Source organism: Enterococcus sp. FSL R5-0957 (genome assembly GCF_038008005.1).
Taxonomy (GTDB): domain Bacteria; phylum Bacillota; class Bacilli; order Lactobacillales; family Enterococcaceae; genus Enterococcus_B; species Enterococcus_B faecium.
The window spans coordinates 242,685-266,495 of record NZ_JBBOYG010000001.1; the positions used below are offsets into that span (position 1 = coordinate 242,685).

The 23,811-nt window shown below is 36.8% G+C and carries 23 protein-coding genes and 4 pseudogenes; 17 read left to right on the plus strand and 10 right to left on the minus strand.

Annotation, left to right across the window (positions count from 1 at the left end):
* Positions 1 to 35 precede the first annotated feature (35 nt).
* The 5 genes and pseudogenes from MKX69_RS01190 to MKX69_RS01210 all read right to left on the minus strand — a co-directional run bounded on the left by MKX69_RS01190 (position 36) and on the right by MKX69_RS01210 (position 4,272).
* A pseudogene (locus tag MKX69_RS01190) lies at positions 36 to 1,462 on the minus strand (IS3 family transposase).
* Between the two features lie 454 nt (positions 1,463 to 1,916).
* Entirely contained in the window at positions 1,917 to 2,603 is a 687-nt protein-coding gene (locus MKX69_RS01195) for a GntR family transcriptional regulator (RefSeq protein WP_114635025.1), read from the minus strand.
* A gap of 135 nt (positions 2,604 to 2,738) precedes the next feature.
* Positions 2,739 to 2,933: a hypothetical protein gene (locus MKX69_RS01200; RefSeq protein WP_002377012.1), complete on the minus strand. Its 195-nt coding sequence runs from the start codon at positions 2,931 to 2,933 to the stop codon at positions 2,739 to 2,741.
* 49 nt (positions 2,934 to 2,982) lie between these two features.
* Positions 2,983 to 3,423: an acyl-CoA thioesterase gene (locus tag MKX69_RS01205; RefSeq protein WP_002289317.1), complete on the minus strand. Its 441-nt coding sequence runs from the start codon at positions 3,421 to 3,423 to the stop codon at positions 2,983 to 2,985.
* A gap of 3 nt (positions 3,424 to 3,426) precedes the next feature.
* On the minus strand, positions 3,427 to 4,272 hold the full coding sequence (locus tag MKX69_RS01210) for an NAD(P)H-hydrate dehydratase (RefSeq protein WP_341008432.1): 846 nt from the start codon (positions 4,270 to 4,272) through the stop codon (positions 3,427 to 3,429).
* A gap of 149 nt (positions 4,273 to 4,421) precedes the next feature.
* Between MKX69_RS01210 and pepV the strand changes: the two genes are divergently transcribed.
* Positions 4,422 to 5,840, plus strand: a complete 1,419-nt coding sequence (gene pepV / locus MKX69_RS01215; protein ID WP_341008434.1) for a dipeptidase PepV — start codon at positions 4,422 to 4,424, stop codon at positions 5,838 to 5,840.
* A gap of 56 nt (positions 5,841 to 5,896) precedes the next feature.
* Here the strand turns inward: pepV and MKX69_RS01220 are convergent, their stop codons facing one another.
* Both MKX69_RS01220 and MKX69_RS01225 read right to left on the minus strand, forming a co-directional pair.
* Entirely contained in the window at positions 5,897 to 6,844 is a 948-nt protein-coding gene (locus tag MKX69_RS01220; protein ID WP_341008436.1) for a glycosyltransferase family 2 protein, read from the minus strand.
* A 222-nt stretch (positions 6,845 to 7,066) separates the two neighbouring features.
* The gene (locus MKX69_RS01225; protein WP_002289862.1) at positions 7,067 to 7,417 is read right to left on the minus strand and encodes a PepSY domain-containing protein; all 351 of its coding nucleotides are present in this window, start codon (positions 7,415 to 7,417) and stop codon (positions 7,067 to 7,069) included.
* A 199-nt stretch (positions 7,418 to 7,616) separates the two neighbouring features.
* Here MKX69_RS01225 and pepA point away from each other — a divergent pair, with 199 nt between their 5' ends.
* The 5 genes from pepA to ytpR all read left to right on the plus strand — a co-directional run bounded on the left by pepA (position 7,617) and on the right by ytpR (position 11,522).
* Positions 7,617 to 8,696 (plus strand): glutamyl aminopeptidase, encoded by a 1,080-nt coding sequence (pepA, locus tag MKX69_RS01230; protein ID WP_341008438.1) that lies wholly within the window; start codon positions 7,617 to 7,619, stop codon positions 8,694 to 8,696.
* Between the two features lie 141 nt (positions 8,697 to 8,837).
* A complete protein-coding gene (locus MKX69_RS01235) occupies positions 8,838 to 9,158 on the plus strand; it encodes a thioredoxin family protein (RefSeq protein WP_002287837.1) in 321 nt (106 codons plus the stop codon).
* Positions 9,159 to 9,179: 21 nt separating this feature from the next.
* The gene (locus MKX69_RS01240) at positions 9,180 to 9,644 is read left to right on the plus strand and encodes a universal stress protein (protein WP_002287838.1); all 465 of its coding nucleotides are present in this window, start codon (positions 9,180 to 9,182) and stop codon (positions 9,642 to 9,644) included.
* A gap of 265 nt (positions 9,645 to 9,909) precedes the next feature.
* Positions 9,910 to 10,869: an IS30-like element IS6770 family transposase gene (locus tag MKX69_RS01245; RefSeq protein ID WP_002293280.1), complete on the plus strand. Its 960-nt coding sequence runs from the start codon at positions 9,910 to 9,912 to the stop codon at positions 10,867 to 10,869.
* A gap of 47 nt (positions 10,870 to 10,916) precedes the next feature.
* Positions 10,917 to 11,522, plus strand: a complete 606-nt coding sequence (ytpR, locus tag MKX69_RS01250; protein WP_341008440.1) for a YtpR family tRNA-binding protein — start codon at positions 10,917 to 10,919, stop codon at positions 11,520 to 11,522.
* Between the two features lie 152 nt (positions 11,523 to 11,674).
* On the opposite strand, the gene MKX69_RS01255 is transcribed toward ytpR, so the two are convergent.
* Positions 11,675 to 12,964 carry a S1C family serine protease gene (locus MKX69_RS01255; protein ID WP_115235101.1) on the minus strand — a complete coding sequence of 430 codons (1,290 nt, stop codon included), beginning with the start codon at positions 12,962 to 12,964 and terminating at the stop codon, positions 11,675 to 11,677.
* Positions 12,965 to 13,391: 427 nt separating this feature from the next.
* Between MKX69_RS01255 and rlmH the strand changes: the two genes are divergently transcribed.
* From rlmH to MKX69_RS01310, 11 genes and pseudogenes are all read left to right on the plus strand, one after another.
* A complete protein-coding gene (gene rlmH / locus MKX69_RS01260) occupies positions 13,392 to 13,871 on the plus strand; it encodes a 23S rRNA (pseudouridine(1915)-N(3))-methyltransferase RlmH (RefSeq protein ID WP_002287841.1) in 480 nt (159 codons plus the stop codon).
* A gap of 49 nt (positions 13,872 to 13,920) precedes the next feature.
* Positions 13,921 to 14,514, plus strand: a pseudogene (locus tag MKX69_RS01265) (LEM-3-like GIY-YIG domain-containing protein); the annotation flags it as partial.
* A gap of 222 nt (positions 14,515 to 14,736) precedes the next feature.
* Complete coding sequence (locus MKX69_RS01270; protein WP_104869934.1) at positions 14,737 to 15,033, plus strand: PTS sugar transporter subunit IIB; 297 nt, start codon at positions 14,737 to 14,739, stop codon at positions 15,031 to 15,033.
* A gap of 6 nt (positions 15,034 to 15,039) precedes the next feature.
* Positions 15,040 to 15,749 (plus strand): annotated as a pseudogene (locus MKX69_RS01275) (PTS transporter subunit EIIC); the annotation flags it as partial.
* Positions 15,749 to 15,949: pseudogene (locus MKX69_RS01280) on the plus strand (hypothetical protein); the annotation flags it as partial. The pseudogenes MKX69_RS01275 and MKX69_RS01280, both read left to right, overlap by 1 nt.
* Before the next feature lie 785 nt (positions 15,950 to 16,734).
* Entirely contained in the window at positions 16,735 to 18,168 is a 1,434-nt protein-coding gene (locus tag MKX69_RS01285) for a glycoside hydrolase family 1 protein (protein ID WP_141409989.1), read from the plus strand.
* A gap of 16 nt (positions 18,169 to 18,184) precedes the next feature.
* On the plus strand, positions 18,185 to 18,493 hold the full coding sequence (locus MKX69_RS01290; RefSeq protein WP_104869936.1) for a PTS sugar transporter subunit IIB: 309 nt from the start codon (positions 18,185 to 18,187) through the stop codon (positions 18,491 to 18,493).
* A 21-nt stretch (positions 18,494 to 18,514) separates the two neighbouring features.
* On the plus strand, positions 18,515 to 19,774 hold the full coding sequence (locus MKX69_RS01295; protein WP_104869937.1) for a PTS sugar transporter subunit IIC: 1,260 nt from the start codon (positions 18,515 to 18,517) through the stop codon (positions 19,772 to 19,774).
* A gap of 300 nt (positions 19,775 to 20,074) precedes the next feature.
* The gene (locus MKX69_RS01300) at positions 20,075 to 20,386 is read left to right on the plus strand and encodes a PTS lactose/cellobiose transporter subunit IIA (protein ID WP_141409991.1); all 312 of its coding nucleotides are present in this window, start codon (positions 20,075 to 20,077) and stop codon (positions 20,384 to 20,386) included.
* Positions 20,387 to 20,448: 62 nt separating this feature from the next.
* The gene (locus MKX69_RS01305) at positions 20,449 to 21,330 is read left to right on the plus strand and encodes an N-acetylglucosamine kinase (RefSeq protein WP_258528994.1); all 882 of its coding nucleotides are present in this window, start codon (positions 20,449 to 20,451) and stop codon (positions 21,328 to 21,330) included.
* A gap of 11 nt (positions 21,331 to 21,341) precedes the next feature.
* Positions 21,342 to 22,172 carry a MurR/RpiR family transcriptional regulator gene (locus MKX69_RS01310; RefSeq protein ID WP_141409992.1) on the plus strand — a complete coding sequence of 277 codons (831 nt, stop codon included), beginning with the start codon at positions 21,342 to 21,344 and terminating at the stop codon, positions 22,170 to 22,172.
* 74 nt (positions 22,173 to 22,246) lie between these two features.
* Here the strand turns inward: MKX69_RS01310 and MKX69_RS01315 are convergent, their stop codons facing one another.
* Positions 22,247 to 22,885, minus strand: coding sequence for a helix-turn-helix domain-containing protein (locus MKX69_RS01315; protein ID WP_141409998.1), 639 nt, complete (start codon positions 22,883 to 22,885; stop codon positions 22,247 to 22,249).
* Positions 22,886 to 23,337: 452 nt separating this feature from the next.
* Positions 23,338 to 23,811, minus strand: a complete 474-nt coding sequence (locus MKX69_RS01320) for a hypothetical protein (RefSeq protein ID WP_258528989.1) — start codon at positions 23,809 to 23,811, stop codon at positions 23,338 to 23,340.

Here is a 23,811-nt window from a genome sequence, read left to right on the forward strand (position 1 = left end):
ATCCACTCCTTTTTTCATGCTCTAAAATGATATTTTTACACAACCGTTACGGTTGTTTTACGAAATTGGACGGGACTTTGCCAGTTTAATTTCTGTTTTATCCGTTCATTATTGTAGTAATAGATATAGCTATCGATGGCTGATTTTAATTCCTCGAAACAGTTATAAACTTTCCCGTGAAAAATCTCTTGTTTTAATAAGCCAAAAAAATTCTCCATAAGTGAATTATCTAAGCAGTTCCCTTTCCGAGACATGCTTTGAAAGATTTTGTACTCCTTCAATTTGTTTCTATAAGCTTTCATTTGATACGCCCAACCTTGATCTGAGTGAAACGTACGACGATAGGGACAATCGTTAGTGGTCTGGATAGCTTCCTCCAAACCTTCCATTACCGCTAATGCATTGGGCTTTTCAGAGATACGATAGGATAAAATCTCACTATTGAACATATCCATAAAAGGATCTAGATACAATTTCTTTTGACGGATAATGCCTTTGGCATCCACTTCATGGTATTTAAATTCAGTTGTATCCGTCGTGATTTTCTGATGGCAGATACTGGTGTAGAAACGACGATGGATCCGATTTTTGGCTACTGCTCCGACTTGTCCTCGATAAGAATTGTAGCGCCGTGATTTACGTGTGTATGCCGTTACTTTTATTCCTAGCTTCTTGATCAGGCGCTGAACTTTCTTTTTATTGATAGAGAAACCGCGGTTTCTTAGTTCATTGGTCATCCGTAAACAGCCATAATCCTTGTGCTTCTCCCGAATTTTAAGCATTTCCGCTTCAATCTCTTGATCTGGATTTTTACGGTCCAATCGTTTTTGCCAGTACATAAAGGTTGCCTTAGGGAACTTTAAAGTTTCTAGAAGCTCAACTAATTTAAACGGTCCTCGGAGGCTTGCGATGATTCGTGCGATTGCTTCATTCGTCGTTGTTGGGCTTCCTGTTTTCGCAGCTTCCTCAATTCTTTTAAAAAGGCATTTTCAATTTGAAGGGAACGGACTCGTTTCTCCAACTCCTCGATGCGTTCACGTTCTTCAGACGTTGCTTTAGTTGTAGATTTTTTCTTATTTTTGGGTTCATTTTTCTTAGACAAGATAGGTGGACATCCTTTCGTTTTTGAGAGTCCATCGATCCCACCCTCACGGAATTGATGCATCCAACTAGCGATCAAATTAGGGTTGTTCATGTTAAGTGTGTTGGCAACTTCACGATAGGACAGCTCACTTGTTAGATATAACTCTATCGCATCCAGCTTAAATTGAACAGAATATTTTTTCTTTTGTCGCTTTCTTACTAGACCCTCTTCACCAAATTCTTGATAGGCATTGATCCAGCGCTTCACTTGTGATGGAGCCTTAATGGAATACTTCTTTGCCAGATAATCACTTCCGCCTTTGCCATCCAAATAATCATGAACGATCTTTAATTTAAGTTCAAAAGTATACTTAGCCATAAAAAATACCGACCTCCAAAAGTTAGATTTTTTGGTCTAACTTTTGGGGGTCGGTACACAAAAGTCGTGTCACAGTCCTTTTTTTCCGAATAAACGGTGTTCTCCTGTCAACTCCTCGGTCACAAGTCAAAATATTCAACAAACATGAGAAGCTGTTTTTTGAAATTGTTCCTTGTGACTCGGAGATGAACGGCAGGCTCACGACCTCTTGGAAAACGGTGTTCAAAAGCTTGCATCTGCGGTAATAAGTCCAGCCAAGTTAAAAACATAAGAAGCTATTTTTACTTGGCTGTTCTTATTACTTGATGCAGGGCAGCTTTTTCACAACCTCTCAATAAACGGTGTGCAATCAGCTGACCTTCGGTATTAGCTCAAAAGAAACGGCAAAATATGAGGAACTATTTTGCCGTTTCTTTCTCTAATGCTCAGGTCAAAACGCTGATTCCAAAACCTCTTATTTGATGGGTCTGTCCTGAATATCTTCAAAATAATCGGGGTAATTATGAATCACGTATTCTTGCTCCTCGATAATCATATGTAAATGCATCGTGCAAAGAAATCCGACTTCATCAAAGTTATGATCAATCATTGATTGAAGCATTGTCTGATGTTCATCTAATACTCGACCCCAGTCTAATTCTGAAATCGTCAAACGTAACCATCTGAAACGGTTCAAGTGCGTACTATAACTTTCTAGCCAATCCCAAATTTCTCGTTTTCCAGCAATTTCATAACAAGTTCGGTGAAAATCAGTATCCAAATCAAAAAAAGCTTTTTTATTTTGAGCGATTACTGCCTGATCGGTTTGTTCTAGTATTTTTTCTAGTTTAGCTTGATCTTGCTTGGTCATTTTCGCACTGCATTCTTGCAGGATCGGTTTTTCCAACTTTTCCCGCGTATAATGGGCTAATGAAGCAGATCGGATATCGATTTTTGAAACATAAGTGCCGGACTGTGGAATGGTTTTTACAAGCTCTTGATTGCGCAGTTGGATCAGTGCTTCTCGAATCGGTGTACGCCCGATAGCTAGTTGTTCTTCTAACACTTTATCGGAGATTTTACTTCCAGGTGCTAACTCGGAATAAATGATTTGTTTACGTATAGATTCATAAGCTTGCTGTTGCAAATTATTGATAACCATTTAACCTTCCTTTCTATGCAGATATAATCTATTATAACATAAATCGCTTACAAATCGTGTGGGCATAAAAACACAGTCTGCAAAAAAAGCCCTGATAGGCATGCCTATTAGAGCCTCGAAAAGAAAAATATTGAATCAATCTGGTCGTACCTCTTGAATCGATTTGACACGACCGCCGATTCTTTTAGCAAAAGCTTCGGATTCTTTTTTGTCTTTGAAAATGAGCAGATTGTCTAAGTTTTTTTCCCGAGTGCGACAGCCAGTTTTATCGATGTAACCGTGCATTACTTTAACGACATACATGGGGATCACCTGCTTTTTTCTTTTCATTATACGAACTACTCGACACAATACAAGAAAAATGCTTAGACGGTCTTTATTAAGAATTTACATCATCCAAAGAAGCGTACGCTTGGAATAACTGATCTAACTCCGGATTGACTTTGCTCAGCTTCACTAATCGCTGCGAATCAGAAAGTAAAAAACAGTGTTTACTACTGCCAGTAGTTTTTAATTTTTTGTCTTCAGTTCCCACAATTTCGTAGCTAAAATCCAACCGTGTTCCCGTATACTTTTGGATAGTTGGATGGATGCTCACTTTTTCTCCGTAATGGATCATTTCTTTATAGCTGCAATTTACTTCCAGAACGGGGATGATGATCCCAGATTCTTCGATTTTTTTATAGGGAAACCCTAGATGTACCAATAAGGCTACCCGAGCCTCTTCAAACCAGCGGATATAATTGCTGTGATGAATAATCCCCATTTGATCTGTTTCATAATAAAAAGGTTCTCGCACATAACCTGTAAATTTCTCCATGACTCATGCCTCGTTTTCCATTGATTTTTTACAAAAATAATTCATCCACTTCGGAAGTGCTTCGCTGATTTGTGTCGGCAAAACAATATATTGTTCTTTTGCCAGCTGGTCTCCAATGAAACTATGAAGATAAACAGCTGCTGCAATCGTTTGGTCATTTTGAGGAAACTGGGCTAAAAATCCTGTGATCATCCCAGCTAAAGTGTCACCCATGCCGCCTGTTGCCATAGCAGCAGAACCTAAAGGATTGGTGTAGAAGTGCTGGTGACCATAAATTTTTGTCTCATGACTTTTCAAAACGAGCACAGCACCGATTTCCTGTTGCTTCTTTTTGTTTTCTTTATCCCGTTGTTCTTGTATCGGTAGAGAACTCAACCGTTGCCACTCCATTTGATGAGGTGTAAGTACAGTTTGTTCGGGATAGGATAGCAAAAGATGATTAGCAGCAAGTAAACTTAAAGCAGAGCCATCAATCACCAGCCATTGTTCTTTTGATTGGTTTTCTAGTACTTGTTTGAAACGTTCCAAACTCTTAGAAGAAGTACCCAATCCGGGACCAATCAAGAGTACATCTGCTTGCTTTATTACGGAAAGAAACTGCTCAGTATCCGTCCAATCTACAATCATTGCTTCTGGCAGATGACTGTGAAGAGCACTCCGATTTTTTTCATCAGTTACTACAGTCGTGAGACCCGCTCCAGTGTGTACGGCAGCTAAAGCACTCATAATGATTGCTCCGCCATATTGTTCATTGCCGCCAATCAAAACGATACGTCCAAATGTTCCTTTATGTGAAATTTTTGGACGAGGTGTGATGACTCTTTTCACTAGTTGTTCGTTTATCAGCATCGAAAAACCTCCTTTTACTCATTATAGCGTATATTTTTTTTTAGAGAAAAACAGATAAGAAAAGGAATTGTCAGATTTTTTGAACTATTTTTTTCTGTAATTTGTGGTATCATGAACACGAAGACTTAAATAAGTGGAGGATTAACTTTATGACAATTGATTGGCAAAAAGAAGTAGAAGCACGTAAAGAAGACTTGCTTGAAGACTTGAAAAATCTTTTACGTGTCAACAGCGAGCGCGATGACTCAAAAGTAACACCAGATGCACCATTTGGACCTGGACCTCGCGACGCATTGAAACATATGTTAGCTTATGGCGAACGTGATGGCTTTAAAGTAAAAAATGTCGATAACTATGCAGGGCATATTGATCTTGGTGAAGGAGACGAAACACTAGGGATATTTGGACACATGGATGTCGTTCCTGCAGGAGATGGCTGGGACACAGATCCTTATGAACCAGTGATCAAGGATGGAAAGATCTTTGCACGCGGATCAAGCGATGACAAAGGTCCAAGTATGGCAGCTTACTATGCGATGAAGATCATTAAAGAACTTGACTTGAAACTATCGAAAAAAGTTCGCTTCGTAGTCGGCAGCGATGAAGAAAGCGGCTGGGGCGATATGGCTTATTATTTCGAACATGAAGAAGAACCAGATTTTGGTTTCTCACCAGATGCTGAATTCCCGATCATCAATGGTGAAAAAGGAAATGTTTCTTTAGCTTTACGATTCAAAGGCGACAATGCAGGAGATTATGTCTTGAAATCTTTTGTTTCCGGACTTCGCGAAAATATGGTGCCAGGAACAGCAACTGCAGCACTTCAAGTACCAAGTGTAGATGCAGCTATCGCGATGGAAGAAGCATTTTACCAATTCATCGAAGCAAATCCAGTAAGCGGAACGATTGAAGCAGACAATACGTATGTAAAAATCGAATTAATTGGTAAAGGCGCACATGGTGCAAGCCCACAATCTGGTATCAATGCAGGTTCTTTCTTGGCATTGTTCTTAGATAACTATGAATTCCTAGGATCTGCTAAACAATTTATCCATGTAGCAGCTGCTTATGTCCATGAAGATTTTTATGGAGAAAAACTAGGAGTCGCTTATGAAGATGAAAAAATGGGTAAATTGACAATGAATGCTGGACTATTTGCTTTTGAAGAAAATGGTACAGAGGAAGCGAACTTCATCAATATGAATTTCCGTTTTCCAAAAGGTGTAACAGTAGACGGATTGCAAGGTGACATCGAACAAACAGTGGGGCAAGAAGGCGCAACAGTTACTCGAGGTGCTCGCGTAATGGAACCACATTACGTACCAATGGATGATCCATTGGTGGCTACATTATTGCAAGTCTATGAAGACCACACTGGAGAAAAAGGCTACGAACAAATCATCGGTGGCGGAACTTATGGACGTTTGTTGAAACGTGGCGTTGCTTATGGAGCGATGTTCCCAGGATATACTGATACAATGCACCAAGCAAACGAATTTATGAGTCTTGATGACTTGTTCAGAGCAACAGCAATCTATGCAGATGCCATCTATCGTTTGGCGAAATAATTAATTAAAAAGAGGATCAAGAATTGCAAATTATTTTTGCAGTCTTGATCCTTTTTTTACTTTCTACTGTGGTATTCATGATAAACATGATATAGATTCAATTCATATTCTTTCTTAGCGTTCGTGACGACTGTATCCAAAATCAACCCTGTTACTAATGAAAGAAGTGCTAAAGTCATCAATCCAGTACTTAAAATCGCAGAAGGGATGCGTGTAATAAAGCTTGTCAGCATATATTCGCGAATCACAGGAATCCCCGTGACCAATCCAAATAAAAAAAAGAAGATGGTCCAAATCCCAAAGAAAAGCAAAGGCTTATAATCTTTAAACATTTTAATAATCATCATGATCACTTTGAATCCGTCAGAGAATGTATTCAATTTTGATTCGCTGCCTTCAGGACGATCACGATAATCGATTGGGATCTCAACGAACTTGAATTTTTTATCTAAAGCATGGATCGTCAATTCCGTTTCGATTTGAAAACCAGAACTCATAATAGGAAAACTTTTGACAAAGATACGATTGAATCCTCGATAGCCGGTCATGACATCAAGAATTTTTGTTTTATACATTCTAGTAATTGTATTTCTAACAAGGTTATTTCCAAAATCGTGGAAAGGTCTCTTATTCTCATCAAAGTAGGTTCCATTTGATAGGCGATCACCAATGACCATATCTGCTTCACCAGAACGTAATTTCTCGAGCAAACCATGTACAGCTTCTGCAGGATAAGTATCATCGCCATCTACCATTAAATAATAGTCGGCATCGATATCAAAGAACATTTGGCGGATCACATTTCCTTTTCCTTGACGAGGTTCTTTTTTTACGATTGCTCCACCTTGAACGGCCAATTCGTATGTTCGATCGGTCGAATTATTATCATAGACATAAATATCTGCTTCTGGTAATTCTCGTTTAAAGTCTGCAATGACTGTTGAAATTGTTGCTTCCTCATTGTAACAAGGAATCAGAACAGCAATTTTTTCTTGTTGTCCCATTTTTCACTCTCCTTAACTATAGAAAACAAAAGCTAAATTAAAAATACCTCATAATCAAAGGAAATGCTAGTTTTTCCCGCTAAATATCATTTATTTAAAAAGAAAATACTGGTATATATGTTTGGAAAGCTCTATCTAAAAAACCACCCACTACAAAAGAAGGACATGATACCTCTCTTTTGAATAGTGGGTGCGTATTCGTTCTCTCACTTTTTTGACGTATTAATCTGTTGCACCTTTTTTTCTTGAAATTTCTAATACGGTTCCTGTATGAGCATCTGCTAAAAATTCATAATAAACAGTTTCGCCATCTTCTATCCGAGAAAGACCTCCCCGATAAGCACTCGACCGAACGGCGAATTTCCTAATAGGTTCCTTTTCAAAAGAGATCCAAGAACCTTCGATTGCACCTTCTTTTAGAAAAGATGACTTGATATTTTCAAGTACTTGGTCTGCTGACAATACTTTTTTGCGATGATACCAAATCGTTGAAGCTACCCCGCTCAATAATCCTAGACCGATTCCAACTGCTAACCCGCCTTTAAAATAGCTTAGTTCGCTTTCTTCATACATGTGGACATACCTCCTTCTTCTCACTTGTTACTCCTTGTGCTTATTTTACCACACTTTCATATTTTCTTTGAAATAAATAACCGCTACCAGAAAAAATAAGCTATAATAAATACGATCGGTCTGCAGAAAAAATCATATTTTATCCGCAGATCAATATAAGTCTGAGAGGAGTTTAGTCTGAAATTTAGACGAATAGCATATGGAAGAAAAAACATTTCAACGAATCAAAGAGTTAACAGAATTACAAGGAACAAGCGGTTTTGAACAAGATGTTCGCGCTTATATGGAAAGTCATATGGAACCGCTGGTAGATGAGTTACAGTTAGATGGTTTGGGTGGCATTTTTGGTCTGCGCCATCATGAAGAAGCGGATGCACCCCGTGTAATGGTCGCAGCACATATGGATGAAGTCGGATTCATGCTGACACAAATCCAAGAAAACGGGCTTTTTAAAGTCGTACCTCTAGGCGGCTGGAATCCTTACGTTGCTTCTGCTCAGCGTTTTACACTTAAAACCTCTACTGGTAAGAATTATCCATGTATTTCTTCTTCCGTTCCCCCACATTTATTGCGAGGAACAAGCGGACAAAAATCAGTAGAAGTAACCGATATTTTGTTCGATGCTGGGTTTGAATCAAGAGAAGAGGCAATGAGTTACGGTGTCCTTCCAGGTGACACAATCGTTTCTTACGCTGAAACGATCAAAACAGCCAACGGAAAGAATATCATCAGCAAATCATGGGACAACCGCTATGGCTGTACAATGGTATTAGAAGCTTTAGAAGCGTTGCAAAATGAAACATTAGGTCATACATTGATTGCAGGCGCGAATGTCCAGGAAGAAGTAGGTTTGCGTGGTTCTAAAGCTTCTGTCAATAAATTCAAGCCAGATCTGTTCTTTGCAGTAGACTGCTCTGCAGCAGATGATACAGTGACGAAAAATGGCACATTCGGACATTTAGGAGAAGGTACATTGATGCGTATCCAAGATCCAGGTTTGATCATGCTTCCTCGTTTGCGCGAGTACTTGCTGGATATCGCTGAAACAAACAATATCCCTTATCAATACTTTGTTTCAAAAGGCGGTACAGATGCAGGTGCTGCTCATACACAAAACGAAGGAATCCCAAGTACAGTGATTGGCGTAGTGGGACGTTATATCCATACGCATCAAACGATGTTCAGTATTCGCGATTTTGAAGCTGCACGAGAAATGCTGATTCAAACACTGAAAGGTTTGGATAAATCAACAGTGAATACGATCGTATACGGAAAATAACGCGATAGTGAAACTATAAAATCTGGCAAAAGATTGCTTTTGCCAGATTTTTTTATAAAAAGAGGATCAATGTTTGTTAGTTCGAAAGAAAGGTGTATAATTTAATTGAAAAATACATAAACAGAAAGTAGAGGACAAAGAATGATTATCCCAAATAGTTTAGAAGAATTAGCAGGCTACGTAGAAACTGGAAAGAGTGTATTTTTCTTTACTGCCGGCTGGTGCGGAGACTGCCGTTTTATCAAACCGCAAATGCCTGAAATTGAAAATGACTTTTCTGATTGGCAATTTATTGAAGTAGATCGTGACAAGTACATAGATGTAGCCGCTGAATGGAACATTTTTGGTATCCCAAGTTTTGTCGTGATCCAAGACGGAAAAGAATTAGGTCGTCTAGTGAATAAAGATCGTAAAACAAAACAGGAAATCGAATCGTTCCTAGAAAGTGTAACGAAAGGCTGACATCTGTTAGGAGGGGTCAAGATGAATCAAGAATATAAGAATATTTTAGTAGGTATCGACGGTAGTGAACAAGCCCTTGCTGCTTTCAAAAAAGCAGTAGAAGTGGCTCGCCGTAATAATGGGAAAGTATATGTAGCAAACGTAATCGATCAGCAATTTTATAACTTTATGGGCTATGCACCTATTGATCAAAATCTAGTCGATCAGCAAACTGAAACAGCCAAGGAAATGATCGAAGAATGTAAAGAATATGGGAAATCTGTTGATTACACAAATATAGAAGGAATTATTGCATATGGTTCTGTTCGTGAATCCATGGCAGTCAAATTGCCAAAAAAATATGAGATCGATCTAATCATGGTTGGGCAGTCAGGTCTAAATGCAGTCGAACGCTTTATGACAGGAAGTGTAGCCAGCTACGTGATACGTCATTCACCTTGTGATGTCTTGATCGTTTCTGACGAAGAAGAACAGCCAAGTAATTAAGCAAGTGGAACTTGTACGACCTTTTTAATCAATTAACTAAAACAGTAAAGGGACTGTGACAAAAGTCTTGTCACAGTCCCTTGTTACGAATAAATGGTGTTCCAGAAGAGGCTTCTTCGGAAATAAAGCATGAAAAAAATCTCATGCAGTGAATGCAATTTTTTGTTAACGCGAATTGTAAAATTAAGTTAGAAAAATAAAAAGGCATTTATGGTACACTCAAATTGTATTTCCGACGAAAGAAAACAAAGGAGTGTAACCATAAATGACCTACAAACATCTTACCATAGACGAACTGACAATGATAGAATCATATTATCTTCAACATAATAAGCCGGTTGAAATCGCTAACCGAATGGGACGTGCTATACAAACTATTTATAATGTAGTCAATAAGTTCAAGCAAGGTAAGACTGCTCTTGATTATTGGCACCAGTATAAAGAAAATAAGAAAAAATGTGGTAGAAAAGTCATTCAATTACCTGCTCATGAAGTAGATTACATTAAAGAGAAAGTCACTCTTGGTTGGACGCCTGACGTCATTATCGGGCGAAAAGAAAGACCTGTTTCATGCGGTATGAGAACACTTTATCGTTTATTTTCTAAAGGAATATTTGATATTGACACACTACCGATGAAAGGTAAAAGAAAACCCAATGGCCATCAGGAAAAACGGGGAAAACAACAGTATCAGCGCTCAATCCATGATCGACCTGATAATTATCCTGATTTCAATTCTGAGTTTGGTCACCTTGAAGGTGATACGATCGTTGGCATTCATCATAAAAGTGCCGTCATTACTTTAGTTGAAAGATTATCTAAAGTCATTATCACGATTAAACCCAACGGCCGTAAGGCATTAGATATTGAAACTGCCCTTAATCAATGGTTTTCTCGCTTCCCTAAAAACTTCTTTAAATCTATTACGTTTGACTGTGGAAAAGAATTTTCTAACTGGAAAGCCATTAGTAACCAACATGATATTGATATATATTTTGCGGACCCTGGAACACCTTCTCAACGCCCATTAAACGAGAATTCTAACGGGATTCTGCGTCGTAATGGACTGCCGAAATCAATGGATTTTAGAGAAGTGAATCAGACATTTATTTCCAGTGTCAGCAATCAACGTAATCATATTCCAAGAAAATCATTGAATTACAGAACACCAATCGAAATATTTTTGAGCTATGTACAAGAAGCATTTTATTCTAGCTTAATTTGACAAATCATATAAGATAAATCTCAGCAAAGGATAATGGAGGAAAGAACATGATTTTTGCTTATAACAAAGTACACGTCGGAGACACCTTGATGGTTATTATAGCCGACGATAAAGGAACAGAAAACACCGTTGAACGCAAATGGAATGTTGCTCGGATCAAAGATGAACAAGGTCAAGTTGTTGCTTGGAACTTTTTTCATATCTCCGATCATCTAACAATCGAAGGGAACGGCCAAGTAAGCTTAACAGATGAGGAATTAGCGAAATTGAATCGATTGATCAAAGAAGCAGGATTCGAAGAACAGCTTGAAGCTGATCATGAACCGAAGATCGTTGTCGGGTACGTAAAAACATACGTTCCGCATCCTGACTCTGACCATTTATCGATTACTGAGACAGAAGTAGACAATGGTACAGTATTGCAAATCGTTTGCGGTGCACCCAATATCGAAGCTGGACAAAAAGTTGTCGTTGCAAAACCAGGAGCTATGATGCCAGATGGAATGATGATCTGGCCAGGAACTTTGCGAGGGGTAGATAGCTATGGAATGATCTGCTCTGCTCGTGAATTGCATTTGCCAAATGCTCCAGAGAAAAAAGGAATCTTAGTATTGCCTGAGGATGCCGTAGTCGGAGAAGCATTTCCAAAATAAAGAGATTGTGAAAAAGCTGTTCTGCATCAAGTCATAAGAACAGCCAAACAAAAATAGCTTCTCATGATTTATGAGTAGCTGAGGAGTTGGCAAGAAAAATATAGTTTATAAAAAGAGGTTGTGACAAGTCTTTGTCACAACCTCTTTTTTTATTAATTTTCACTATTTTGATTTTGTTTTAATGCCGATTGATCGATCGTCAATTCAACAGTAGTTGTTTTTTCTTTCGAGCCTTCATAGTAAGTGATTTTGACAGATTCTCCCACCTTTTTCTTATACAAAGCAGATTGAAGTTCTACACCAGAAGAAACTTCTTTGTCATCGATCTTAGTAATGACGTCGTATTGTTTCAATCCAGCTTTTTCAGCCGGTGTAGCTGTTTGGACATTTGTCACGATGACACCGTTAGTTACAGATGAAGGAATCTTCAAGATTTGTTCTTGTTGCTCATTAGAAACAGCAGATAAGTCGACCATTGTGATACCTAGAGCTGGACGTGTCACTTTTCCGTCTTTTTCCAGTTGATTGATGATATTCACTACATCGTTACTTGGAATAGCAAATCCCATTCCTTCTACATTTACGTTAGAAGTAGATTCAGAAGTACTTGCGATCTTACTTGAGTTGATACCGATAACTTGTCCTTCGATATTCACTAAAGGACCACCAGAATTTCCGGGGTTGATTGCTGCATCTGTTTGGATCGCATTGATATTGACTGTTTCGTTCGATTCATTTGTACTTGTTACTTGTCGGTTCAAGGAAGAAATGATTCCTGAAGTGACAGAATTCGCATATTCAGATCCTAGTGGGGAACCAATCGCAATCGCAGGCTCACCAACCTTCAGAGCACTTGAGTCACCAAAAGAGGCAACTGTTTCGACTTTGTCTGAATTGATCTTCAACACCGCTAAATCTGAATAAGCATCTGTTCCAACTAATTCAGCTTTTACCTTCGTACCGTCTTTCATCAAGACTTCAAGACCTTGCTGGCCATCTACTACGTGGTTGTTTGTGACTACATAAGCAGTATTCCCGTCTTTTTTGTAGATCACGCCGCTTCCTTCACTATAAGCTTCCAAATTACTATCATCTGAGCTGCTACTTTCTTCCTGCTGCCCGAATAGTCCGCCAAAACCGCTTGATTGGTTTTGACTTTGCAAGTTGATAACAGAAACAACAGCATCTTGGACTTTATCTACTGCTTTGGTGATATCAGAATCTACATTGACTTTGACGTTTTCCACAACTGTTTCACCGGCAGAATTCTGATTGCCGCTTGTAGCAGTAGAACTATTGTTGCCAGTGCCCATCGCTGCATAAAAAATGCCAGCTGTCAGTAGTCCTCCAACGATCCCTCCAACAAGCCCCAGACCTAACTTACGCCAGAGGCTATTATTTTTACTTTTTTTCATCTTTGGTGTCACATTTTTTCTATCCATGTGTTCTTCCTCCAATTACATTTATTTATCTACTGTTAGTATAGTCTTATTTGTTGACTTTAGTCTACTTTGAGACTGTGAACTTTTTATGAAAAACTTTAGAAAAAATCATTGTTTTCAGATGAAAATATTTGATTTTCTTTTTCCACAGATACTGTGTAAAACTACGCGGATAGGATTGGAAAAATAAGGGATAAAACATATCCACAGCCTGTGTATAAAGTGGATAAATTCTTATAAACCGTATGTTTGCCTAATTAATGTGATGAAATAAGGTAAAATAACACTGTTTTCTGTGGATAAACCTGTGGATGTTGTGCATAACTGTTGGGGAAATCTTTTTAACAAAAATAGCCAAAATAAACATATAGACGAAAAAATTGATTATAATAAACAAAGTGAGCGTGAAGACCAAAGGAGAGAAAACATGAATATCAAAATTATCTCAGTAGGAAAATTAAAAGAAAAATACCTGATCCAAGGTATCAATGAGTATGTCAAACGGCTGAATGCCTATGCAAAAATCGAATTGATCGAAGTTCCTGACGAAAAAGCCCCGGAGAATTTAAGCGAAGCGCAAATGAGACAAGTAAAAGAAAAAGAAGGGGAACGGATCTTAGCGAAAATCAAAGAACAAGAATACGTCTATGCCTTAGCAATTGAAGGGAAAAATCCTACAAGTGAATCTTTTGCTAAACAAATCGACCAATTAGGTATCCAAGGAAAAAGCCACCTTGTTTTTGTTATCGGCGGCTCTTTAGGACTCAGCGAAGCCGTCATGAAAAGAAGCAATGCTCAGATCTCTTTTGGAAAAATGACGTATCCACATCAATTGATGCGTCTGATCCTTGTCGAGCAAATCTACCGTGCCTTCCGGATCAATGCGGGGGCTCCATACCACAAATAATGATATTTTTTAGAGACAGGGAAAAAATAGTAAAACAGAGGAGTAACAAATGAGTGAACTTGAACAATTTTTTATACATCTACTCTAGCTGAGTTGCAAAAAAATGAAAAACATCTTTACTATATCTATTGTCTGGTTGAACTTAAACACAACCAGGCTTTTTATATTGAGAAGGGAAAAAATCGTGTTTTTGACCATCGTCAAGCGGTACTGGATATGCTGAGGAAATACGATTTACTTGAAGAAAATGAAACAGCTAGAACATTGAAAATAAAAACCATCCGAGAAATAAACAGAATGGATCTATGAATGTTAAGCTACATACGCAAAAAGAGGGGCTAATTGAGAGGGAGGCTTATGTCCTTGAGAATGTCTTGATCAATCATGCTCCGCTGGTTCAAGGACTTTCATTGACAAATTTAGTCAAAGGACATGGTTCTAAGGTAATGTTAGTTGAAGAGATAGAAGAACAATATGGATTCCAAGAGTTGCCTATAAATGAAATAGCGACAGATGAGTTGATTTTAGGGGGAAAAGAGAGATGTCTAACCTTTGTAAGGATGAATCGCAAGAATATCCGATCGCTGACAAATTTCGTGATGATAATATAAAATCTCGTACGCTAGGTAACGGGGCAATTGGTACTGGGAGTGCAATTTCAGATATCAATAATTAGAACGGTGTTTCAGGCGAAATATGCTGATATTTATAGGACTGATCTTAATCAACAGATAGTATGAATCCAACTATTATGGTTCATTTTCAGCAGGACTTATGGAGCAACGGAAGAGGGAGGGGTGTAACCTATAATAGCTAAACTAAACATGTAAGAAAAAAGGGGAGATGGAAAAGATGGAAAAAAAATATTTTATTGATTTGTGGTTCAGGGGCTTCTAGTGGATTTATGGCGGCTGCTATTCGAAAAGCAGCGAAAAGAAGAGGAGAAGAAGTGACCGTGAAAGCGGCTAGTGAATCTCAATTGGATGAACGGATCAATGAGATTAATTATCTATTGATTGGTCCGCATTTATCTTATATGTTAGCAGATCTCAAAGCACAAATTGAAGGAAAGAACGTGAAAGTAGCAGTCATTCCACAAGCAACCTATGGCACTTTGAATGGAGATAAGGCACTAGATCTGATATTAAGTATGGAGGGCTAACGAATGATGAACAAAATTATGGACTTCATGACAAATAAATTTGCGCCAAAAGTAAATAAAATTGTCATGAATCCTTGGATATCAGCAATCCAAGATTCAATCATGGCAGCTTTGCCGTTAGTTTTTGTTGGTTCATTAGTCACAGTGGTTTCTCTGTTAAAAAATCTTTTTGCAGGTTTACCTGATTTTTCAATGATTAGTAATTTTTCTTTTGGGATGTTTGGTTTGATCGTTTCTTTTTTGATTCCTTATTATCTAATGGAAAAAAAAGGAAACAGTGGACAAAAACTGATTTCAGGTGCTACCGGCTTAGTGTTATTCATGATGTTACTATTTCCAACAATATCTGCTGAAGGAAATGCAACGTTTATCCTCTCTCGGTTTGGAGCTACAGGCATGTTTCTTGCGATTATTTCCGGTCTTTTTGTTGCCTGTGTGATGAATTTTGCGGCTAAAAGATCGTTTTTCGATGAGACACACCGATCCCTGATTTCGTGGTGGGTTGGTTTAATAGCTTATTGCCAATTACATTTATCTTAATCGTTGGCTGGTTTATTACAGTACAATTAAATGTTGATTTCTTTGAAGTGGTTGTTTGGGCATTTAGTCCATTGGCGAAAATCGTGCAATCTTATCCAGGTTTTGTCTTATCTGTTTTTATCCCAGTCTTTTTATATACTTTCGGTATTTCAGGTTGGGTGATGATGTCAGCTATTGCAGCTTGTTTGGTATTTCAAATGAGATTGCGATGCAAGTCGTAGGTATCGAATTTATTATCGGTGTGATCCAAGATTCGGCAGAAACAGCTTTAAATTCATCTAGTGATCTGTTATTCATAGCAATTGGGGAATTAAGCGCACGGAAACGCAATGGGGAAGCAATCTCCTTAAAAGATTCCTTAAGAAAATCAAACTGATTGCAAGTGGATGATCGCTTTTCTCGGATTTTTTTTTTTGAGCGATGATCGACCGAAAACAAAAAGAGGTTAAGACAAAAGTGTTTCCTATCAAGAAATAAGAAGGGATTTTTCGAAAATTGCTTCTCAACTTTTTGGTAAATTTCGGATTATTTTCTGAAGATGCTACGTTTATCTCACCGTTTATCCGTTTTTAGAGAGACGAGAAGAGACTGGAGCACGTGTTGTCCCAGTCTCTTTTTATTTTGAAAGAATGGTATATGCCAAGTTATTTTTTAAGGATGGAGATGAGCAAAAAAAGAGTCTATAGGATTAAAGAAGACGTTAAACTCCATCTTTAAGGCTTTAGTTGTGAAGAAATATAAATATATGTGTTTGATAGTTCATGTTTATCGTACTCTAAAAAATTGAACAGTATCATGAATCCATGACTATCTTGGGCATAGTGATTTTTGTTAAAAATTCTTTTCGTTAACAGCTTAGATAAAATCAATTAAAAACGAGAAAGACAACCCGTTCAAGAAAATCAGTCGATAGACATAACCATTTGAAAAAACATTTTCGTGTATGCCTTTTTCTTTTTTGGCGTTTCATACTTTTGACTTAGCCTCTTTTTTATGATGTAAGCTTTTCTATTGGTTGATCATATAGAGGTTAATAAAAAAGGGATACGAAAGGCTATGTCAGTCTGTGTGAATTATTTTTTCACGAAAAACATGTTTTTGTTGAAATTCATTTTCTGGTGATATATAATAAATTTATCTTTTAAGAAAGGGGTTGCGAAAATGATTTTTTGGGGAGGGGCTACTGCGGCTAGTCAATATGAAGGAGGTTTTGCTGAAAAAAAAGGCATGGATACGCAAGATTGTCGACCATATCTACCAAGAAGTAATAATGCAACTGTACAAACAAGGTTACTGTCTCAGCAAACAATCGACGAGGCAAAAAAAAATAATGATCAGATCTATTACCCCTTTAGAGTAGGTGCAAAAGGGTATGAACATCTCGAAGAAGATTTAAATTTATTGAAAGAGTTAGGCATTCAAATTTATCGTTTTTCATTAAGCTGGACACGCTTATTTCCAAAGGGGATTGAAGAAGAACCAGATAAAGATGGGGTGCGATATTACGATCAAATTTTTGAGTTTTGTAAAAAAAATAAGATCAAGATCTTTTTGACCATGAACCATTATGCAGTACCGTTATATTTAGTGGAGCAATATGGTGGTTGGACCAATCGATTGATGATTCAGTATTATTTAAATTTGGCTGAGTTTGTCTTTAAGCATTGGGGAGAGTACGTTGATTATTGGTTACCTTTTAATGAGATCAATGCAGGTTATTTTAGTCCTTATAATGGAACCGGTTTAGTTAAACCTGAGGATCGTGCATACAGTAACCAAAAAGTGTTTGAGTCGTTACATCATCAGTTTATTGCGAATGCAAAAACGATCCAATTAGCGAAGAAATTAAAGGTTCGAGGTCAATTTGGTGCAATGATTTCATGCTTTTGTTATTATCCATTGACTTCAAAACCGGAAGACAATTTCAAATTAGTCAAAGAGGAACAAATAAATCAATGGTTTTGTAGTGATGTATTAATGAAAGGGCAGTATCCGTACTATATGGAGTCATTTTTTGAAAAAAATAATGTTGACTTAAAAATAACAGAAAACGATAAACAAATCTTACGTGAGTTTCCTTGTGATTTCATTTCTTTTTCATATTATTCTTCAAGTGTTGTCACGACAGAAGAGGCGGAAAAAACGGCAGGTAATTTGGTGGTGACCACTAAAAATCCTTACCTTAAAGCGAGTGAATGGGGATGGCAGATTGATGCAGTTGGCTTGCGAACGACCTTGAACAAAGTTTATGATCGCTACAATTGTCCTGTCATTATCTCTGAAAATGGGTTTGGAGCGAAAGATGTGTTAGTCAATAAGCAAGTTCATGATTCTTATCGAATTGATTACTTTGATTCTCATTTTAAAGAAATAATTAAGGCAAAAAAAGAAGATGGAGTGGATGTACGCGCATATATTGCATGGGGCATCATCGATATTGTTTCTGCGGGTAGTTGTGAAATGGACAAGCGGTATGGTGTTATCTATGTTGATGGGGATAATGAAGGAAATGGTACTTATCATCGGTATAAGAAGGACAGTTTCTATTGGTATCAAGAGTTTATAAAAAAGCAAAATGAACGTAAACGAATTTGATTTGGAGGGATCATCGATGAAAAATATTTTATTTATTTGTTCTGGTGGAATGTCAAGTGCGATTGTCGAAAAAGCTTTAGAAAAGGAAGCAAAAAAAAATAATGTCGAATTAGAAAGTTCAGCAGTTGGTAGTGGTGAAGCAGAGCATGCAATGAAATCCAGTCACTGGGATATGATTTTAGTTGCACCACAGGTGAAACATCGATTTAAATTATTTAAAGAAATGGCTGATGAAATGAAGATACCAATCGAATTGATTCCACCTAGAGATTATAGTCCATTAGGTGGGAAACATTTATTAGAGTTAATTCAACAAACTAATTAAAAGAAGGGTTGTAAGCGAATTATGAACCATTTTTTTGAAATCTTAGAGGAAAAAGTAGCATTGCCGATGTCAAAAATTTCAGAGCAACGCCATTTAAGAGCATTACGTGACGGGGTAGTGTCAGCCATTCCATTTATTATTGTCGGTAGTTTCTTTTTAATTATTGCATTTCCGCCGGTGCCAGAGACTTGGGGGATTCACCAATGGGCAACAGCTCATATCAATGAGATTTTAATTCCCTATCGAATGACTTTTTGGATTATGTCGCTTTATATTTGTTTTGGCATTGGCTATAATTTAGCGAAAAGTTATGATTTAGATCCATTGACAGGTGGCCAGTTATCCGTCGCTGCTTTTTTATTGAGCATCATGCCTATTCAATTTGATCAAGGTTTAATGTTACCGATGGAGTCTCTAGGGTCTGTAGGTATTTTTCCGTGTATGATTTTAGCTATTTTTGCAGTAGAAGTTTTACGTTTTTGTAAAACAAAAAATGTAATGTTTAAAATGCCAGAACAAGTTCCCAGTTCCGTCGCGCATTCTTTTGAAGCAGTTGTTCCCGCAGCGATTGTTATTGCGGTGATTGGGACAATTAATGTAGTTTTCAAAATTAACTTAGAGCAAGTGATTCAAGTCTTGTTCTCTCCTTTAGTGAAAGCCGGCGATACTTTCTTAGGCGTGTTAGTTCCAGTCTTATTAGTCACATTCTTATGGTTATTTGGGATTCATGGTGATTCAATTGTGGGATCTGTCGCACGTCCCATCTGGCTTCAATATTTTACGGAAAATGCAGAAAAGGTGGCCAATCATCAAACACCAACTCATATTGCGCCAGAAACTTTTTTCCAATGGTTCGTATGGATTGGCGGTTCGGGTGCTACTTTAGGTTTAATTATTTGTGCCATTATTTTTGGTCGAGCAAAATATACGAAATCAATCAGTCGCGCATGTTTAATTCCAAGTATTTTCAATATTAATGAACCGATTATATTTGGCTTCCCAATTATGCTTAATCCGTTATTTTTTATTCCATTTATTTTAGCCCCAGTTATTATGACGATCGTTACTTGGTTTGCTTTTAAATTGGAATTTGTTCATTTGATGTACGTGCAACCACCTTGGACTTTACCTGCTCCAATTGGCGCATTTTTAGCAACTGGCGGTGATTGGCATGCCATCGTGCTTGTTATTATCAATAGTTTAATTGCTACCTTTGTTTATTATCCTTTCTTTAAAATTTATGATAAAAAGCAATTAGAACTTGAGTTGGAAGAAGCATGAGAAACAATGCGCGGTATCTAAACGCGGTCGTCTATGTTTTACTTTTACTGATTGTAAACGTTATTTTTATTTACTTCAGTACAAAATATCATTCTGAAAAAATAATTTTTTGGGGCAATCTTTTAACAATCAGCTTATTATTTCCAAGTATTGTTTTATATTTGGATAAAAAGGAAAAATTCAATTGTAAACGGTATATTTATTTTACTTTTCTGACATTCTTAGCGATGTTTGTGATTTGTCACTTATTTATTTATCGTCTCTATTAATAAAAAATAGCTTATAATGGATGTGAAAAAAATGGAAGAATTAGAAGCAACAATTTTTGAATTAATTGTTCATAGTGGCAATGCACGTGGACTGTTGTATGAAGCTTTGGATTGTGCAGAAAATGAGGAGTATCAACAGATTGATGACTTATTAGTGGAAGCAAAAGCAGAGATGAATACAGCACACAACATTCAAACACAACTGATACAAGACAACTTAGCTGGTAAAGGGGCAATCAGTTTATTATTGATCCATGCACAAGATCAATTGATGACGGCCATGAGTGAACAAGCACTGATTGAGCGGTTGATAAAAATGCAAAAGCAATTAAACGAAAAATAATTAAAAATAAACGATAAAAGAGGACTTTCCATCTGAGTCCTCTTTTTGTAGGAGGCATTTTTATGGAGTATTTAATTGGGGTTGATGCAGGTGGCACAAAAACTAAATTTAGCTTGTATCGTGTAGACGGAAGTTTGATGAAGGATTTTGATTTGGATGCAGCAAATATAATGGTACAAAAAGAACAAGCGGTGCACACTTTAAAAAAAGGATTACTACATTTATTGAGTGAATACCAAGAAAATGTCAAAATGATTCTTATAGGAATTGCAGGAATAGAAACCAGTGGCGCACAAGAAACCATCGAAAAGAGCCTGAAAGCATTATGTTCTTGCCCTGTGGTTGTGATTAGTGATGCAAAATTAGCGTTAATAAATAAATTGCAGGGACGAGATGGGGCTTTACTGATTTCCGGAACAGGTTCTGTTGGCTATGGGTTGAAAAATTCAGTTTTCTATAGAGTAGGCGGTTGGGGACACCTTTTGGGGGATGAAGGCAGCGCTTATTCTCTCGGTTTAGCTTGTTACAAACAATTAGTAAATGATTTGGATGAAGGGCAATCACTAACGGAGTTTTCTCAAGCGTTTTTAGCATTTATTGGTGAGAATGATCCATTAAAAGCAATTAGCAATTTCTATGAAAAAAATAAAAAAGAGGTAGCTCAAGCGGCTTTATTTATGGAGTATTATACGAAAGAAAGTAAAGAAAAGGCTAAAATTTTAACGGCGACGGTGGATTCATTGACCTGTTTGTTTGAACGGCTACTTAATAAAATGCACGTGCAGCAAATGGAACTTGCTTTTGCTGGTTCGGTTTTAGAAAAAAATCAAACAATCAGAAAAATGTTGCTAAAAAAATTAGAAATAAAAAATAGTAAAATTTTACCGATCGTCCAAGATTTTAACACAAAGGCGGTGTATTATTATTATTATAGGAAAAAATAAAGGAGAAAAAAATGAGCGTTATAAAAAATATTGAGAATGTTCAAGGTGAATTATCAATCACTGAAAAGAAACTAGCAAAATATATCTTAGCTAATTTTACCGATATCCCTCAGATGACTGTTCAAAAATTGGCTGACCTATCTGCTACTAGTGCTGCAACAGTTACTCGTTTTTCCAAAAAAATAGGTTACAAAAAATATTCTGATTTTAAATTAGCCATTTCAAGATCGATTGAAAAACAAGTTAGAAATGAATATAGTAGTATGTCTTTTAATGAATCGTTTGAAGTGACCAAGAAGAAATTAATAATGAATGATAAATTAATCATTGATTCAATGGATGAATTGCTTGACGAAACAACGATTTCTGAAATCGTTGAAAAATTGTATAGTGCCGATAAAATCTATGTCTTTGGCGTAGGAACTTCTGGGATAGCTGCAGAAGATATAAGGCAAAAGTGGCTCAAATTAGGGAAGACAGTTTTATTTGAAAAAGATAAATCTTTGGTTTGGCAACAGCTAAGTAGAGAAGGTGGCGAAAAAAATGTTTTTTGGGGAATCTCACATTCAGGGAAAAATAAAGAGGTATTAGCTTTAGTAAAAGAAGCTAACAATAATCAAATGGTAACGATCGGAATGACTCAAATTGGCAAATCAAATCTAGAAAAAGCTGTGACATATGTGGTACAAACTTCTAGAACTGATAACATTGATAATGGCCATTATGGAAGTGGGGCTACCCATTCATTATTATTACAGTTGTTGACTATCGATATCATTTACTTCTTTTATTTGAAATATAGTGAAAAGCATTTTCTTGTTAAATCTTCACAAACTAAATGACCACTCAGTAATATACAAGCTTTGGTAGGAGCGTGGAACAAAAGGGGGGCCTTTTGTCCCACGCTCAGATTTTTTTAACTTTCTTCTTTTAAATAGCGCCACAATGTTGTTCGACTGATTCCAAGTTGATTGGCTGTCTTTGTTTGGTTCCCTTCATTTTGTTCTAATACGCTTAAAATGATTTCTTTGGTGTAGTCGAACAACGTGGGGTGATGTAAGGGATTTTTGACAGTAAAATGATCCTTGAGATGAGTGAAATTTTGGATCAAATGTTCTTTGTTCAGCAATTCTGTGACTTGATGTTCAGAAATATAATGGGTGCTTGCATTGACGACAAGTTCTTTGATACAGTATTGCAACTGATCGAAGTTTCCTGGCCAGTCAAAAGCTAGCAATAATTCGAGGGCATTTGGTTCAAAGTCCATGATTTCTTTCGTGCATTCGATATTCATTTTATTCAAAAGTAGTGTCGTGATGATGCTTAATTCATTTCTGCGTTCTCGAATGGCAGGTGCGTAGATCTTCGCACAGTTTAATTGGCTTACTAGTCGATTAAAAATCGTCTGGTCTGTTGCTTTATTGCTGTCATAGGTAAAAATCAGTTGCTTGTGATTGAGTACATTGGTGGTTTTGATCAACGTGACGAGGCGTTCGATTGCCGTTGTATTTAATTGTTCCACGTTTTCAAAGAAAATCGTATTGTGAACATCCATGAAGGGACCATTCGTGGCATTGATCAAAAATTTCCATAGTTTGTCTGTAATGAGTTTGCAATTGATCGAGATCAGGTAGTTGGTATTCTTAGTCTGATTTAGATAAATTTGGTAAGCGATATTTTTTTTTTGCAGTGCCGCTCTCCCCGAAGACAAGATAAGAAGAATAGTAAGCTTCGTATTTTTTTACTTCATATTTGACGCGTTCAGGAATAAATTGAGAAAACAATAACTTTTTTGAAAAACTATCGGTGATTTCTTTTTTTTTTTTCTGATAAGTTGTCAATCCCGATTTTCAAATGTAATTTTTTGCCGGTGAAAATATGCTAGTTTTTACCGATTTTCTTGCTTTTCTCATCTATAGGTGTCTGAAGGACATCTTTATCAAGCAAGTAGTCCTTCATGCGATAAGATCTCCCGCTAATTTTTAGAGTGCATTTTTAATCTATGAATTATTCAGGTCTAGTTTCATTAGATAAACTGTGTGAAAATTCATTGGGAAAGATGGGGAGATGATAGCATACTTTTTTTATATTAAATATATCAGGGTGTAGATAACTCTGGTTACCAGTAATAGCTGTTGCTGCATACCAAGTGCCATTTATTATGCTTTTTCTAGTAAATAATTCATTTATCAAAAGTATTAGTTTTCTTATTTCGCCATCTTCAAGTAGTCTTCTTGCTTCATTTAAATAAGAACTAGAAAAATTATTATAATCTTGAAAAGTCCATTCCTTAGAACGATAAGTTATTTCGTGTTCTAATTGTTTTTTTCTATATTCATCTATTTCAAGTTCATGTCTTTCAATATTGTTTCTTAACATTGTTAGTTGTAAATCATTTGTAGCACGTTGTTTATCTTGCTTTTTTCTATAGTTAATATCTTTTATAGCTTTTATGGAAAAAATATCATTAATCCAAGACAT